General features: G+C 41.1%; 11 protein-coding genes and 1 CRISPR repeat array. All 11 genes read left to right on the top strand.

Going from position 1 to position 16,212, the window contains the following annotated elements:
* On the top strand, nucleotides 1-2,775 hold the full coding sequence (gene cas3, locus VNN20_05490; GenBank protein ID HWP91630.1) for a CRISPR-associated helicase Cas3': 2,775 nt from the start codon (nucleotides 1-3) through the stop codon (nucleotides 2,773-2,775).
* Nucleotides 2,776-3,588 carry a CRISPR system precrRNA processing endoribonuclease RAMP protein Cas6 gene (gene cas6 / locus VNN20_05485; GenBank protein HWP91629.1) on the top strand — a complete coding sequence of 271 codons (813 nt, stop codon included), beginning with the start codon at nucleotides 2,776-2,778 and terminating at the stop codon, nucleotides 3,586-3,588.
* 276 nt (nucleotides 3,589-3,864) lie between these two features.
* Complete coding sequence (locus VNN20_05480) at nucleotides 3,865-4,164, top strand: hypothetical protein (GenBank protein HWP91628.1); 300 nt, start codon at nucleotides 3,865-3,867, stop codon at nucleotides 4,162-4,164.
* Nucleotides 4,164-4,823: a nucleotidyl transferase AbiEii/AbiGii toxin family protein gene (locus tag VNN20_05475; GenBank protein HWP91627.1), complete on the top strand. Its 660-nt coding sequence runs from the start codon at nucleotides 4,164-4,166 to the stop codon at nucleotides 4,821-4,823. The genes VNN20_05480 and VNN20_05475 overlap by 1 nt, the downstream gene beginning before the upstream one ends.
* 198 nt (nucleotides 4,824-5,021) lie before the next feature.
* Nucleotides 5,022-5,759, top strand: coding sequence for a CRISPR-associated protein Cas4 (cas4, locus tag VNN20_05470; GenBank protein HWP91626.1), 738 nt, complete (start codon nucleotides 5,022-5,024; stop codon nucleotides 5,757-5,759).
* 249 nt (nucleotides 5,760-6,008) lie between these two features.
* Entirely contained in the window at nucleotides 6,009-6,368 is a 360-nt protein-coding gene (locus VNN20_05465; protein HWP91625.1) for a four helix bundle protein, read from the top strand.
* Between the two features lie 254 nt (nucleotides 6,369-6,622).
* A complete protein-coding gene (gene cas1d / locus VNN20_05460; protein ID HWP91624.1) occupies nucleotides 6,623-7,663 on the top strand; it encodes a type I-D CRISPR-associated endonuclease Cas1d in 1,041 nt (346 codons plus the stop codon).
* A 170-nt stretch (nucleotides 7,664-7,833) separates the two neighbouring features.
* Nucleotides 7,834-8,109 carry a CRISPR-associated endonuclease Cas2 gene (gene cas2, locus VNN20_05455; GenBank protein HWP91623.1) on the top strand — a complete coding sequence of 92 codons (276 nt, stop codon included), beginning with the start codon at nucleotides 7,834-7,836 and terminating at the stop codon, nucleotides 8,107-8,109.
* 123 nt (nucleotides 8,110-8,232) lie between these two features.
* A complete protein-coding gene (locus VNN20_05450) occupies nucleotides 8,233-8,748 on the top strand; it encodes a hypothetical protein (GenBank protein ID HWP91622.1) in 516 nt (171 codons plus the stop codon).
* A gap of 256 nt (nucleotides 8,749-9,004) precedes the next feature.
* Nucleotides 9,005-14,893: a CRISPR direct-repeat array (repeat unit 37 nt; unit sequence GTAGAAAAACCTCTTACTCCCTGAAAGGGATTGAAAC).
* Nucleotides 14,894-15,310: 417 nt separating this feature from the next.
* Nucleotides 15,311-15,706 carry a four helix bundle protein gene (locus VNN20_05445; protein HWP91621.1) on the top strand — a complete coding sequence of 132 codons (396 nt, stop codon included), beginning with the start codon at nucleotides 15,311-15,313 and terminating at the stop codon, nucleotides 15,704-15,706.
* A 192-nt stretch (nucleotides 15,707-15,898) separates the two neighbouring features.
* Complete coding sequence (locus VNN20_05440) at nucleotides 15,899-16,126, top strand: hypothetical protein (protein HWP91620.1); 228 nt, start codon at nucleotides 15,899-15,901, stop codon at nucleotides 16,124-16,126.
* The last annotated feature ends 86 nt before the right edge of the window (nucleotides 16,127-16,212 follow it).

Here is a 16,212-nt window from a genome sequence, read left to right as displayed (position 1 = left end):
ATGGAAAAGGTAAACTTGGAAGGAATCGGAAGGATTTTCTTCAAGTATGATTCTACGGGTCTTCCGACTCGTGCAATAATCCACACTTTGAGTTCGCATCAAGCAAACACCAGATTCCTTATTGAGTCTTTCCAATCGGTGCAAAAAGAACTTGTTAAATGGAAGGAAAACCTGGCAAGAGCAGCGGAAATCCATGATTGCGGTAAGATAGATACCTTTGATTTAAGACTAGATAAAAAAGATGGAAAATATATTCTAATTTACTCCTTTCGTGGACATCCTTATAGACAGATTGTTAATGAACTGGCCAGCCCAGATACAGAGTCTTTGGTAAATCAGTTAATAAAGAATCATCACAAATACTCCGTGGAATCAATAGTTCAAGCTGTAAACCTTCTTAGAAGGCAGGGTGAGAATCCCGATACCCTATTTGAGTACCCTGAGCTTCTTTATAGTCTTGAACTCGCCGATCAAATTGAAGCAGAGTCAGCCACATGGGCAATTGATGGAGATGCTTCATCGCGCACTTTTATGGATGTTGAGCTTAGACCGGAAAAGCGATCAAACGGTGAGATTTATCTGCATGTTCACCCATGGGCGTTTGTCTTCGACATCGTTAGAAGAGATATAATAGGATTGGAAATCGAATTAGAGGATAAATTTCGCATTAATAAATGGTGGGAAGAGACAAACAACCTGAAAAACCACATAGAGGAAAAGCTAAGAGAGGCTATACAAATAGGGAGATTCCAGCCTGTTCATAGCTATTATCTTAAAAAGCCTCCAGAAGTATCATATACATTTATAGATGGATTACTAAAAAAAGATAATGTGGATGATACCTACCGTCTTATTGGCGGGGATACCTTCAAACCAAATGCTTTGCAGAGAGAAGCTTTTGATCTTTTTGCAGATGATGATATTTCAAGTTTAATTCTAGCTCCAACAGGTTCTGGAAAGACTGAGGCAATTTTGTTTCCAGCACTCAGCTTTAATAAGAGACTTATTTTAGTCTTACCAGCACGTAGCCTTGTTGATGACCAGAGAAAGCGAATAGATAGATACCTGAAACACCTGTCAGGACAAATTAAAGACCAGCAGTTTAGCTGTATTGTTGACACTGGTAGTCAAATAGAACACGTGATTTATCGAGGTGGTCAACCCCAAAAAGCAGTTCATAAGCCAGACCGTCACTTCTATTCGGCTAATATAATCCTGACAACCCTTGATAAATTCATATATAGGTTCTTTGGATATGGAGCGGAAAATAAAGCATATATTTATCCTCGCCGTATTCATAGAGATATCAAAAAGAAAAAGACTGTGGTGGTATTTGATGAAGCCCACAGTTATGAGGATGTTGCCTTTACAAACTTCTTGCTACTTGTTGAGTCTCTTTATACAAACGGAGTTGGCATAGTAGTAATGACAGCCACTATGCCGAAAAAGACAGTCAAAGAACTTACATTCTTACAATCACAAATAGATTTCACCTCTTCTGGAAAGCTTGCCCTGCTTAACCGAAAATCAGGAGATAAAACCCTCAAATACATATCTGCTAAGCTCGCTACTACGGACGAGGAAACTAAAACAGAAAACTTAATCATTAATCTCACATTAAAAGAGGTTTTAAGCCGATATACCAGCGAAAAACATATAATCGTCGTGTTTGAAAAAGTCGAAGATGCCGCTGAGGTCTATAAAAAGCTCGAAGTAAGTGGGGAAATAGATGCAAAGAATCTTATTCTTTATCATGGAAGACTACCAGATGAGGAGAGAAAGGATCGTTATAGTAAGCTGAAAGAACTCAATGAAAGTAATCGGGGTTATGTACTTGTTACTACTAGCGCTATTGAAGTTGGATGTGACTTGGATGCTCATGTACTTATAACTCAACTTCCACTTCCCGAAAATCTCATTCAGCGTGCAGGACGGTGTAACAGAAAAGATAAAAAAGGAGAATACGAATTGATAGTAATAGGAAACGAAATACCCAAATTCTTACGTCCGCAGTGGGATGAAGAGACTTATAAGGAGTGGTTTAAAAATTATATTGATGAACTTAATCATCAGGATGGTGGAATATTTAATGTTCAAAGGATAAAGGAGCATATAAAAACAGAACCTTTATTCGACTACAGGATCGAAATGCTCTTTGGACTTCTTTATGACTATGTTTATAACTTCAATATTCTAAATTCCTATCTTCACAAGCAGGGTTTTATAATTACACGTAGTTGGGAACCTAGAGTTACTCTTACAACAACTCGATTAGAACCACATACTAAAGCAACAGAAAATCTCAAAAATGCAATTGAAGTTGGAATTGAAAGCTTGGCTATATCGAAGACTAGATGGGATAAATTATCTGTTGATGAACAGAGAGAATTGATTGCCCAAGCTAATCCGATTTTTGAGAAAGTATACAACTATGATAAAGGTGGATGGTACTGGGAAAGAGCCAGAAGCGGAAGAGTCTACTTCAAAGAGCTAATCATTGTTGTCTCGGAAAGTAGCTATGATGAAAAGATTGGACATGTTAAATTACCAAAAATATTTGTCTCTAACACTTGGCGAAATAGTTATACCCGAGAGTTCAATCCTGTAATGGATCTCTTGCCGAGAGATGAAACCTCTGAAAAATCCAAAAAGGGAAAAGCAAAAAACTCTAAGCAGGCTAGGAGTTTTACTTATTCGGTTGGTATTCCGCTGGCTCGATCCAGTGGAGAGGAAGCGAGTGAATCCGAATTCGATGAAGGAGCGATTATAGCTTAGATGCAAGGATTTGAACTAACTCTGGCTTTTGATCAAGCCTTACCCAAGGGAGTCGAATGGGGCCGGGCTTTGCATGGACTCTTCTTTAAGAAAATACTAAAAACGAAAACTGCTGACCTACTTCGGTCTAGTTTATCGTTTAAACCTTATACTCTGCGGTATAAATCTGTTTCTCAAGGTGCTCAGATGAAGCTTAGAGTTAATCTTCTATTAGAGAGCTTTAAAGATACTCTGGCTGAAGAATTACCACAAAAAGTTGGTTATAAATTTAATCTCGACTCTTGGGATGGGCATATAGCTTTTGTTAACAGTTTTCCCTTTCCGACCTATTCTGACATCTTGTTAGGGGCTAATTCTTCTGAGTATTTCAGTTTAAGTTTTCGTAAGACTACTTTCAAAAGAGGTGATTATGACTATCCTCTGCCTGATCCTATTTTAATTTTTGGCAATTTATGTACTCGCTGGCATAGCTTTTCTCCCATCAAAATGTCTGAAGATCTACCCACTATCTGGGAAAAGAGCAGGCTATTAATTCTTGATTCTAGTAGGGTAAGTACCATTGTTATAGGTCTCAATCAAGAGGAAATTCATGCTTTCAACGGAACAGTGATCTTTAGAATTGCCGAGCGCAATAAAGTTCTTCGTCAACAAATACATGCCCTCGCTCGATATGCAACTATCGCGGGCATCGGGGCAAAGACAACTATGGGGTTAGGTATGGCAAGATATGAACCTATCTTTGCAGGCACGGGAAGGAAAACTACGCACGGGATGGGAATGACGCGAAGAGTCGTTAGTAGAAAAAGTCGTTAGTCGTTAGTCGTTAGTCCTTGGTCCTTGGACAAAAACAGTCGAAGGACGAAGGACTAATAGCCAAAGGCGGGAATGTGGGAAGGAGTTGGTCGTTGGTCTTTGGTCGTTAGACAAAGAATCGAAAGACTAATAGCTAAAGACGAGATTATAGAAGAGTCGTTGGACGTTAGTCGTTTGTCCTTGGACAATAAAACAGTCTAAGGACTAAAGATAAATAGCTAAAGACGGGAGTGCTGGAAGAACGTTAGTCTTTAGATAAAAATGTATAGGAAGAAAATGAAAACCAAGATAATAAAAACCATTGCACCTTATTTTCAAGAATACGATTTTTCATCTCTGGATACAGAAAAAGATGTGGAGCTTATAATCGGAAGAACGCTCGAGTTCGGTACAAGAGAAGAGCTTAAATGGCTCTTTAAAACATACGGTGCTCAAAGAATCAAGGAGTTTGTGAGAGCACGAGGGTACAGGGTTCTTTCCAAACGCGGGTTTAATTACTGGCGGATCGTGCTCAAGATAAGACGATACAAAAAGCCTGATTGGCTGACCGATAAATACCCTTTATGGAGATACTGATGAAAGAGAACCTTCATACCGAAGCTCTGACAAAAGGGGCAAGATCCGTTTACAAAATCCTGCATGAGCAATCCTTTCTCAAAGACTTCTATCTAGCTGGTGGAACAGGACTTGCCCTTCAAATCGGGCACCGTGTCTCCCAAGATTTTGATTTTTTCTCAAATAGAGAAGAACTTAAAAGAAATTCAAGAGAAAAAATCATCCGCTGTTTATCCAAGGCAGGAAAGGTAGAGGTTGAACTAGAAGAGCAGGGAACCTTAAGAATTTACCTAGGCCGTGTAGGTATGAGCTTTTTTCACTACGAATATCCCCTAGTGTCTCCTCTGATTGATTTTGGAAATCTACGGATAGCCTCTTTCTCAGATATCGGATTAATGAAAATCGCTGCCATTGTCGGGCGGGGCAGCAAAAAAGATTTTATAGACCTATATTTTATCGCTAACTTTCATACATCTCTTAAAAGCCTTTTGAGGCTGAGCAGTAAAAAATTCCCCAGAGTAAGAGACTTCCCGATGCAGGCCTTGAGAGCCCTTGTATATTTTGAAGATGCCGAAAGAGAAAAGATGCCCAGGATGATTCAAAAATTGCAGTGGACAGAGGTAAAAGAATTTTTCTCTTATGAAGTAGAAGAGATGAGCAAAGAGTGGATTGATGTTTAAGATAGCTATTGGTCTTTTGTCGTTAGTCGTTAGTCGTTAGTCGTTAGATAAAAAGTCTTTGGTCCTTCGTCATTAGTCGTTAGACAAAAACAGTCGAAAGACTAAAGACAAACAGCTAAAGACGAGGGTGCGGGAAGAACGTTCAGGTATACGATTTCTGGAGATACCAATGTAGATGAAATTAGCAGGTACTCAGTCATGTCTAAAGACCAAAGACAAGAGATTAACGACTATATATTTATCTCAGCGCTTAACCACTATGAGTACTGTCCCACCCGGTGCTACTGGATTTATGTGGCCGGCGAGTTCAAGGATAACGAATACACGGTGGAAGGCGATATCATCCACGAGAACGTGCACAAAACCATGAAAACTACCCGGGGAGACCTGGTGCAACTCAGAAGAGTGCACGTATATTCAAAGAAATACGGTCTTATAGGATTTGCAGATTTAATAGAGGAAAAGGCAGGAGAAATCTATCCGGTGGAATACAAGAGGGGAAGGCGCGGGGATTGGAAAAACGACAAGCTCCAGCTCTGCGCCCAGGCACTATGCATCGAGGAAATGCTTAGCCCGTCTACCGGCGAGCCGTCTTTAGTCGTTAGTCGTTCGCCCTTCGACGAAGAGTCGTTGGTCGTTGGTCATTCGTCTTTAGACGAGAAAACTCCAAGGACCAAAGACCGAGGACTAACGACGAGAATCCCGAAGGGATTCATTTATTATGCTTCGTCTGGGAGAAGGGTTGAAGTGATTCTCGATGAGGAACTCAGGAAATACACGGTTGAGATGATAGAGAAGGTCCGGGAGCTTATGAGAAGCGGGGTTAAGCCTCCTGCGTTCTACAAGGGTAAATGCGCCGGTTGCAGTCTTTACCCTGTATGCCTGCCGAAAGAGGAGGAAAAGGCAAGAAGAGTAAAACTGGACTTTGGACTTTAGTCATTAGTCGTTTGTCGTTAGACAAAGAATCAAAGGACCAGGGACTAATAGCCAAAGACAGGAGTGTGGGAAGGAGTTGGTCGTTAGTCGTTCGTCCTTGGACAAAAACAATCGAAGGACTAAAGACTGATAGCCAAAGACGGGGATGTGGGAAGGAGTTGGTCGTTAGTCGTTTGTCCTTGGTCGTTGGATAAGGACAGTCTAAAGACTAATGGCTAATAACCAACGACGGATGTGCGGGAGGCAAGGATGTATAGATTTGAAAGGCTAAAAGCCTGGCAAGAAGGGATGAATCTGGTAGAAGAGATTTATAAGCTTACGACTAGTTTCCCCAAAAACGAATCCTTCGTATTAGTGGATCAGTTAAGGAGAGCAGTGTCATCAGTGCCCCTGAATATAGCCGAAGGAAGCGGTTGTAATACTGATAAGGAATTTATTCAGTTTCTAACTATTGCAAGGAGGTCTCTTTACGAGGTTGTTACTGCAGTCAAGATTGCAGAAAGACTTGGCTATGTAAATGAAGAGGAGGTAATTCAAACTATAACCAGATGTGATAAAGTCGGTACGCTAATTAATGGCTTAGTAAACTCTTTAAGAAAAAGTCGTTAGCCGTTGGAAGAAATGTCGTTGGTCCTTGGTCTTTGGTCATTCGATAAAAACAGTCGAAGGACTAAAGACTAATAGCTAATGACGGGATTACAGAAGAGTCGTTAGTCGTTGGCTGTTAGTCGTTGGATAAAAACAGTCTAAAGACCAAGGACTAATAGCTAAAGACGGGGATGTGGGAAGGAGTTGGCCGTTTGTCGTTAGACTAAATCTAATGACTAAAGACTAAAAGCTAACGACGGGGATGAGGAGGTAGGATGAGTACGTTGCACATAACCCGTGACGGTTCGGTGCTTAGAAAGGTTGACGAGCGTCTCAAAGTCACGATCGAGAAAGAAACAATAATCGACGTTCCCCTGATAAAAGTAGACCATGTTGTGGTCTGGGGAAGGGTGACAGTTACACCTTTAACCGTCAGGTCCCTGCTAGAACACGGAATAGAGATTGTTTATCTAACTACCTTTGGAAAATACATAGGGCGGTTACAGCCGGAGTTTTCAAAGAACTCTATTCTGAGAAAGGCTCAGTATAAAGCATCCGACGACAAGGGTAAGACAGAAGCTATCAGTAAAGCCCTGGTTTACGGCAAACTTGCAAATATACGTACAATTCTGCTCAGGGCAGGGCGTGCGCAAAGTCCCGAAGATAAGGTTGATGAGGTAAGCTCCAATATCTCAGGAAATAGAATCGAAGAGGCCATAGAAAGAATAAAGGTTACGATTAGAAAACTTAAAGACGCTACATCCGTGGATGAAATACGAGGACATGAGGGAGCCGGAACCGCCGCTTATTTCGGTGTTTTTGGAGAACTCATAAAAGCGGACGGCTTTAGTTTTGATGGAAGAGAGAGAAGACCGCCTACCGACCCCGTAAACGCTCTTCTCTCATTGGGCTATGTTCTTCTTACAAACGACGTGCACACCGTGTGCAATATTGTTGGATTCGACCCCTACATCGGGTTTCTCCATTCGGACAAATACGGAAAGCCATCCCTGGCGTTGGACTTGGTAGAAGAGTTTAGACCGGTGATTGTCGACTCCCTGGTGCTTTCTTTGATAAACAAAAAGGTTATACAGATTGATGATTTCGATTTAGAACTAGGAAAGGTTTACAAGCTTAAAGACAGCGCATTCAAAAAATTCCTACAGCATTACGAGGAGAAAAAGCGAGCCGAGATAAAGCATCCTCTGTTTGATTACAAAGCAACGTACTTCAAGAGCTTTGAGCTTCAGGCTAGGCTTTTGGGCAAGTTTATCTCCGGTGAGATAGAGGAGTATATACCGTTTCTGATTAAATAAAGTCGTTAGTCGTTAGTCCTTGGTCCTTGGACAAAGACAGTCGAAGGACTAAAGACTAATAGCTAATGACGGGATTATAGAAGAGTCGTTGGACGTTTGTCGTTCGTCCTTGGACAAAAACAGTCGAAGGACTAAAGACTAATAGCTAATGACGGGAGTGCGGGTAGCTCATGTTCGTTGTGGTATCTTATGACATTAAAGATGACCGCCGCCGTGGAAAGATTTTTAAAACCCTCAAGAACTTTGGACAGTGGGTCCAATTCAGCGTGTTTGAATGTGATATAACCAAAGTGGATTACCTCAGAATGAGAGATAGATTGGAGAAGCAAATAAAAGCCGAAGAGGGAGATAGCATCAGGTTTTATTTTCTGTGTGAAAATGACATTGAGAAGATAGAGAGAATCGGCGGGATCGAGCCCCTGCCTGAGGATGCCATAGTTTTATAAAGAACATCTGTGTGATCTTATTAGAGATAATGTATGTATCAAAAAGAAGACCAAGTAAGAAAGTAGTTTTAGCTGATTATAGTCGTAGTTTCTAAAACCGTTTAGACTTAAAGGGCGAGATATATGTCCGAAGAATCTGAAAAGAACGTAAAGACTCTTGAAGAGAAGAAATTTGAGGAATTAGGGGATTATTACAATCATCCAGACAATAGACCGGGGGTTCAAGAGTTATTTGGTAATATTGTTGCTGAACTGCCGTCGCTCGAGAAGCTACTCGAGGAGTGTAACAACCATTGGGTGTACGAGGATAAGGTTTATCGTTTCTATCGTCAGAGTTACAAAGTTTATAAACTTCAGTCCTATACTCAAGAAATCGTTGAAAAGCTTCGGTTGTTAGCCCCCAATCGTACTTTAAATGAATGTTTCATGACCATTATTCGAGAAGGAACGGGCAAGCAATTCAAAGTAGAGGATAACCAAAATTGGCTCGCTGCTACCCGATCCATCTTAGAGGCATTTTTCCATGCGCGCTATTTTCTGGAGATGATTGTCAAGTATGGAAAAGAACTAGAAGCTCCGCCACTAATGATGCCGAGTGGATGGGCATCGGTCCTCTACCTCTACGACTTGAGGTACTAAACATAAAATCATGAAAATTGAACTTTCAACCCTTTTCAAACTGCGTCGAAGCTCATAATGAAAACCCGATGATCGGAGCTTACATGAAATTCCCTGAAGATGCTCGGAAATCAAAAAGACTTGACATCAAGGCAGGTTATATGCCAAACTTGAAGCAAGTAACATCGTTCTTTGACAACTTAATAGCCGAGAATAGAGGAGATTCTCGGAAAAACATTATAAAACTCTTGATTATGAAGGGGTTGGGAAGACTAAGGTAGAAAAACCTCTTACTCCCTGAAAGGGATTGAAACATATCCTCTTCGTTGGCTGTAGATAACTTTCTCTTAGGTAGAAAAACCTCTTACTCCCTGAAAGGGATTGAAACTGGGGCGTCCCGGCCTCCATGCTTCGAGATATTGGGAAGTAGAAAAACCTCTTACTCCCTGAAAGGGATTGAAACAAAGTCTCCGTTCAATCCTACCGATTCTAAAGGCAGAGGTAGAAAAACCTCTTACTCCCTGAAAGGGATTGAAACTTTGAGAATAAAAAATTTAAGAAAGACCGAGAAGCTGGGTAGAAAAACCTCTTACTCCCTGAAAGGGATTGAAACCCAGGTAGCATTAGTCCATTCAATCTTGCTCTTCGAGTAGAAAAACCTCTTACTCCCTGAAAGGGATTGAAACCAGGCCGTTACTGTCGGGATCGATCCCGGTAGCAAGGTAGAAAAACCTCTTACTCCCTGAAAGGGATTGAAACTTTGTATCCCACAGCTACTTTGCAGAAAGCTGTCGAGTAGAAAAACCTCTTACTCCCTGAAAGGGATTGAAACTTCCACAACAAAGGACTCGATTGGATAGACCCTTGCGTAGAAAAACCTCTTACTCCCTGAAAGGGATTGAAACATACGCAAGCCAGTGGTGCTATTACTGTGGCTTGTAGTAGAAAAACCTCTTACTCCCTGAAAGGGATTGAAACTTCTTAGCGTGTGCTTATTCAGGCCGAATTCCTCCGGTAGAAAAACCTCTTACTCCCTGAAAGGGATTGAAACTTGTCTAAAAAAGTAAAAGCCCGAAGAGGGACTTTTGTAGAAAAACCTCTTACTCCCTGAAAGGGATTGAAACTCGTAAATTTTTTTAGCTAAGTTGATTGCCCTAAAGTAGAAAAACCTCTTACTCCCTGAAAGGGATTGAAACCAGCCGGATGAACAAAATGGGAAAGAGTAATATAGAGTAGAAAAACCTCTTACTCCCTGAAAGGGATTGAAACAAGAGAATTTGCAAATCATCTATAGAAACTGAAAAAGTAGAAAAACCTCTTACTCCCTGAAAGGGATTGAAACTTACCCCTTATATAATCTCTACTGGATTACCTCAAAGTAGAAAAACCTCTTACTCCCTGAAAGGGATTGAAACCGAGCAAAGCGGACACCACTGCCAGAATTTTCGCAAGTAGAAAAACCTCTTACTCCCTGAAAGGGATTGAAACAAGCCTAAGCAGTGGGAAAAAATCGTAGCGCTCTTTGTAGAAAAACCTCTTACTCCCTGAAAGGGATTGAAACGCTGCTCTATGTGGCTTCATGTGATTGGGGAGTAGGGGTAGAAAAACCTCTTACTCCCTGAAAGGGATTGAAACTTTATATCAAGAAGTTCTTCCCTATCTCCGATTCTAGTAGAAAAACCTCTTACTCCCTGAAAGGGATTGAAACCTCCTTACAAAAATCTTTCATTTTCTAATGCATCAGTAGAAAAACCTCTTACTCCCTGAAAGGGATTGAAACACTAATGGCTGAAGAGTATCAAGTACCTCTTTTGGGTAGAAAAACCTCTTACTCCCTGAAAGGGATTGAAACTTATTTCTGCTAATCCTTTAGAAAAAATAGTTGAATGTAGAAAAACCTCTTACTCCCTGAAAGGGATTGAAACTGCGTATGGAGTGCCAGAATTGGTATCCCACTCAAGTAGAAAAACCTCTTACTCCCTGAAAGGGATTGAAACTTAAATTGTTTAATGCCTGTTCAAAAATCTGGACTCTTGGTAGAAAAACCTCTTACTCCCTGAAAGGGATTGAAACATATCACCTATGATGGAGATGGAGATGGTGAAGATGTAGAAAAACCTCTTACTCCCTGAAAGGGATTGAAACTCAATAGAAACTATTAAAGACCATATGAATACCTAGGTAGAAAAACCTCTTACTCCCTGAAAGGGATTGAAACTCAGAAAAAAGAGAGAAATACACATACACTTATGAGTAGAAAAACCTCTTACTCCCTGAAAGGGATTGAAACACCGTTGCACCCCCGGCATAATCAGATTTCACTTTAAGTAGAAAAACCTCTTACTCCCTGAAAGGGATTGAAACTGTCGGGTTAAGTGTTATGATATTAAGGAGTTAATGTAGAAAAACCTCTTACTCCCTGAAAGGGATTGAAACAAAATATTTAAAATGCGTCACTTCCCAGGGTCTTAGGTAGAAAAACCTCTTACTCCCTGAAAGGGATTGAAACTCACAAATACTTTCACACCTGCGGACCGGCATTGGTGTAGAAAAACCTCTTACTCCCTGAAAGGGATTGAAACAAGTTTGGGGTCTTCCCGTTTGTTTAGCAAGCTTTGTAGAAAAACCTCTTACTCCCTGAAAGGGATTGAAACATATCACCTATGATGGAGATGGAGATGGTGAAGATGTAGAAAAACCTCTTACTCCCTGAAAGGGATTGAAACTGTCAAGATGGAAATTTACCAGTGAAGAAAATTCCTAGTAGAAAAACCTCTTACTCCCTGAAAGGGATTGAAACTTGCACGTTAAACATCAATTACGCCCGGTAAGCAAGTAGAAAAACCTCTTACTCCCTGAAAGGGATTGAAACTACGGCTCGGAAGAACGGCGAAGAGCATACGCTCTGGTAGAAAAACCTCTTACTCCCTGAAAGGGATTGAAACCTTCAAAGACATAGTGCAGCTAGTTGAAGACAATCAGTAGAAAAACCTCTTACTCCCTGAAAGGGATTGAAACAGAATAATCTCGAGGGCGGAGACACGGAGTACGAGGTAGAAAAACCTCTTACTCCCTGAAAGGGATTGAAACCTCTTTCTGAAACTCGGCTAGTCTTTTTTCCTCTTGTAGAAAAACCTCTTACTCCCTGAAAGGGATTGAAACTCGTTAACTGCTACGGCTCCGGCAAATGCGGCAAGAGGTAGAAAAACCTCTTACTCCCTGAAAGGGATTGAAACTTACACGAACTAGTACCAACCGAGGAAGTGCGGGAACGTAGAAAAACCTCTTACTCCCTGAAAGGGATTGAAACATGTATTTGAGGAAACGTTATCTGGTATGAACGACAATGTAGAAAAACCTCTTACTCCCTGAAAGGGATTGAAACCTACTAAGAAGGGGAGCACAATTAGATGTCCAGTTAGGGTAGAAAAACCTCTTACTCCCTGAAAGGGATTGAAACAGAGGAAGATGCATTGATAGCAGAAATGATAAAGGGTAGAAAAACCTCTTACTCCCTGAAAGGGATTGAAACCAAGACAACACAATTTCAATGGTGATGCTCACGTAAGTAGAAAAACCTCTTACTCCCTGAAAGGGATTGAAACGCATCAATGGGAGACACTACAAATACCGCAGCGTTTGGGTAGAAAAACCTCTTACTCCCTGAAAGGGATTGAAACAGAGTCGAGCAAGTCGATGATAAAGGACGGGTACGAGTAGAAAAACCTCTTACTCCCTGAAAGGGATTGAAACTTGCCGTTCGTGTCCAGCTAAATATAACGCCGCTTCAGTAGAAAAACCTCTTACTCCCTGAAAGGGATTGAAACCCGGGATTAGCTACAATTATTCTTGACCGATTCGCCTGTAGAAAAACCTCTTACTCCCTGAAAGGGATTGAAACGCCATTTTTATGTACCTCCGTTTTTAAATTTATGTGTAGAAAAACCTCTTACTCCCTGAAAGGGATTGAAACTATGGAATTTTGCGGATGATTATGGCGTAGTTAAAGGAAGGTAGAAAAACCTCTTACTCCCTGAAAGGGATTGAAACGACTCCTGGGCTTCTAATTATGCCGATGCTAAAAGTAGAAAAACCTCTTACTCCCTGAAAGGGATTGAAACAAACCACGTTTCCCGACGAGTTGGGTCATTCTTGTAGGTAGAAAAACCTCTTACTCCCTGAAAGGGATTGAAACAGATGATGGCGCGTTGATCAACTTTGACGGTACTAGTAGAAAAACCTCTTACTCCCTGAAAGGGATTGAAACTTATTATCAACTCAAGCTCTTTTTCACGAAGTGGAGTAGAAAAACCTCTTACTCCCTGAAAGGGATTGAAACATGACAAAACAGAATTTGTCATGACAATTTTGCTGTGGTAGAAAAACCTCTTACTCCCTGAAAGGGATTGAAACACACGGTTATCGTAGGATAACCGTGCTCACGTAGGTAGAAAAACCTCTTACTCCCTGAAAGGGATTGAAACTGGTATGAGACTGGTGACATAGTCAAAAGTCTTCAAAGTAGAAAAACCTCTTACTCCCTGAAAGGGATTGAAACGTACGCCTTGCCATTCTTTGTTTGTGGCATTTTTTCTGTAGAAAAACCTCTTACTCCCTGAAAGGGATTGAAACTGAACCGGCAGATAACAAGCGGGATGATCGGTTGAGTAGAAAAACCTCTTACTCCCTGAAAGGGATTGAAACTCATTAAGATTAACCGGAGAATCCGGCACATCGAGGTAGAAAAACCTCTTACTCCCTGAAAGGGATTGAAACACTGGTTTACCTTGGTCATCTTGGTATACTCTCCAATGGTAGAAAAACCTCTTACTCCCTGAAAGGGATTGAAACACCACAGTGAACGGAGTGTCCTACGATGCCGGACTGGTAGAAAAACCTCTTACTCCCTGAAAGGGATTGAAACAATTAGCTTACTACCTTCTTTAGATTCGGCGAATCGGTAGAAAAACCTCTTACTCCCTGAAAGGGATTGAAACTTTACCGTTAGCAAATAGCGAACGAATCTACAAAGTAGAAAAACCTCTTACTCCCTGAAAGGGATTGAAACTCTAAAGGTTCTTCGTACCAATAGTAGCGACAGCGAGTAGAAAAACCTCTTACTCCCTGAAAGGGATTGAAACTCCACGCTTACTCATACTAGGCCTCTTCGCATCATACGGTAGAAAAACCTCTTACTCCCTGAAAGGGATTGAAACTCGGCGACTATTATATGTGGATTCTTTGCCGATCCTGTAGAAAAACCTCTTACTCCCTGAAAGGGATTGAAACTTTTCGCGCTTCAGCCTCTCTTATTCGTACCCGTTCGTAGAAAAACCTCTTACTCCCTGAAAGGGATTGAAACCTTTCTACTTCCTCTATTTGCCCTTCTCTCGAATACTGGTAGAAAAACCTCTTACTCCCTGAAAGGGATTGAAACCCACTGACATTTTCACCAGTGAAATCACGTATCCATAGTAGAAAAACCTCTTACTCCCTGAAAGGGATTGAAACCCCAAAGCGGTCAATTCGGTTCTCAAACCCTACTTTCGCGTAGAAAAACCTCTTACTCCCTGAAAGGGATTGAAACTAGCTATTTTTAAGCTCAAATCAAGTCTCTTCCCTGTAGAAAAACCTCTTACTCCCTGAAAGGGATTGAAACCACGATGAACAGCCGCTTGAGCTTGAGCAGACCTAGTAGAAAAACCTCTTACTCCCTGAAAGGGATTGAAACAAATCTTTAAAGTTGATAACGGCATTGATATTCGCGTAGAAAAACCTCTTACTCCCTGAAAGGGATTGAAACCTGGCCTCCATGGAGGTGGAGCCGCTCAGGCGCCTGGTAGAAAAACCTCTTACTCCCTGAAAGGGATTGAAACTGGATATGTGCATCAGATAATTCTTCGCGCTCCAGTAGAAAAACCTCTTACTCCCTGAAAGGGATTGAAACTCTTCTCATGCACTTTGATGTAATGCGATATTTCTGTAGAAAAACCTCTTACTCCCTGAAAGGGATTGAAACTTGTGGGCGTGCAACTCGTCAATAATGCCACAGTGAGTAGAAAAACCTCTTACTCCCTGAAAGGGATTGAAACTTCATGTATCCTTCAGCTGTATCGCAAGCTCCACTTTGTAGAAAAACCTCTTACTCCCTGAAAGGGATTGAAACGTGGTCTGTTAAAAGGTTCACGGGTTGGCGGGTTTGCGGGTTAGAAATACTGACCTCCGGGAATAAATGGACTCTGCAGATTCAAGGTTCTACAACCTCTCTCAAACTCATTTTCTCCCCAGCGAGATCGGTAAATTCACTTCTTAGTTGTTTTATCTAGCACGTAAACAAGCGAACACGACAACACGCTAACAATTCATTTCATTACCTATGAGGGATTGAAACGAGGTCTGTTAAAAGGTTCACGGGTTGGCGGGTTTGCGGGTTAGAAATACTGACCTCCAGGAATAAATGGACTCTGCAGATTCAAGGTTCACGAGTTCGCGGGTTGAAAAGATATACATACAGCAATACACTTTCGATCATTGATATAAATATATGACTCCAATCAAGTTAACATACAAAAAATAAACGGATATGAAAACTGTAAAGAGGTTCGAGGACCTAGAAATTTGGCAAGAGGCTAGAGCCCTTGCTGTTAACATCTATCGTGCCACAAACAAAGAGAAATTTGTTAAAGACTTTGGACTTAAAGATCAGATCGAAAGAGCTGCAGTATCAATAGCTTCAAATATAGCGGAGGGATTTGAGAGAAAGACGAGAAAAGATTTCATTAAATTTCTGCACTATGCAAAAGGTTCGACCGGAGAAGTAAGAACACAATTACATATCGCCAGAGACCTTGAGTACTTATCCTATCAAGATTTTAATGAGTTAGTTATCAAAACCAATCTCCTCTCCGCTAAGATAGGTAAACTTATCTCGTACTTAGCACATTCAACACTTAAACAAGTGAACACGACAACACGCTAACGGGTGCAACCGCCTACCTATGAGGAATTGAAATGTGGTCTGTTAAAAGCTTCACGGGTTGGCGGGTTTACGGGTTAACGGGTTTACAGATAATTTTAAGTTATTGACAAGGCTACTCAGATACTTTTACAATGTTGTCAAAGTAAAATGTATCCGTACTGAAGGCGAAAAACCGGAGAGAGGCGATTAGCCATGGCAAAACCCAAGGGTAAGCTTAGAGCCAAGAAAAAATCAACACTGAAAAAGAAGGTTACGCTTGAAGTTATTTTCGAGGATATGAAGAAGATTCACAAAAAGCTCGATAATATGGAGAGAGAGATACTGGCCATCCAAAGAGTTATAGAGCACCAAGCGCCTCCTTCCAAGGAGGAGGATGAGACAGACCTCGAAGTCAAGTTTGGGTTCCTTACTTCCATTTAAACTACGTTATCTTGAAAAGAAGCTACCTAGGTCAAACCAGCTATAAAAAAATAGACTATCCTTCTCTTTGCCAATATAGGTAAAAA

Source organism: Thermodesulfobacteriota bacterium, assembly GCA_035559815.1.
In the GTDB taxonomy this organism is placed as follows: domain Bacteria; phylum Desulfobacterota_D; class UBA1144; order Nemesobacterales; family CSP1-2; genus DATMAT01.
Note: the sequence above shows the minus strand (reverse complement) of the source record. Positions and strands in the feature narration are given on the sequence as shown.

What these genes read in the sequence shown, in the direction of transcription:
- cas3 (HWP91630.1), top strand. Translation starts at nt 1, where the DNA reads ATGGAAAAGGTAAACTTGGAAGGAATCGGAAGGATTTTCTTCAAGTAT.
- cas6 (HWP91629.1), top strand. Translation starts at nt 2,776, where the DNA reads ATGCAAGGATTTGAACTAACTCTGGCTTTTGATCAAGCCTTACCCAAG.
- VNN20_05480 (HWP91628.1), top strand. Translation starts at nt 3,865, where the DNA reads ATGAAAACCAAGATAATAAAAACCATTGCACCTTATTTTCAAGAATAC.
- VNN20_05475 (HWP91627.1), top strand. Translation starts at nt 4,164, where the DNA reads ATGAAAGAGAACCTTCATACCGAAGCTCTGACAAAAGGGGCAAGATCC.
- cas4 (HWP91626.1), top strand. Translation starts at nt 5,022, where the DNA reads ATGTCTAAAGACCAAAGACAAGAGATTAACGACTATATATTTATCTCA.
- VNN20_05465 (HWP91625.1), top strand. Translation starts at nt 6,009, where the DNA reads ATGTATAGATTTGAAAGGCTAAAAGCCTGGCAAGAAGGGATGAATCTG.
- cas1d (HWP91624.1), top strand. Translation starts at nt 6,623, where the DNA reads ATGAGTACGTTGCACATAACCCGTGACGGTTCGGTGCTTAGAAAGGTT.
- cas2 (HWP91623.1), top strand. Translation starts at nt 7,834, where the DNA reads ATGTTCGTTGTGGTATCTTATGACATTAAAGATGACCGCCGCCGTGGA.
- VNN20_05450 (HWP91622.1), top strand. Translation starts at nt 8,233, where the DNA reads ATGTCCGAAGAATCTGAAAAGAACGTAAAGACTCTTGAAGAGAAGAAA.
- VNN20_05445 (HWP91621.1), top strand. Translation starts at nt 15,311, where the DNA reads ATGAAAACTGTAAAGAGGTTCGAGGACCTAGAAATTTGGCAAGAGGCT.
- VNN20_05440 (HWP91620.1), top strand. Translation starts at nt 15,899, where the DNA reads ATGGCAAAACCCAAGGGTAAGCTTAGAGCCAAGAAAAAATCAACACTG.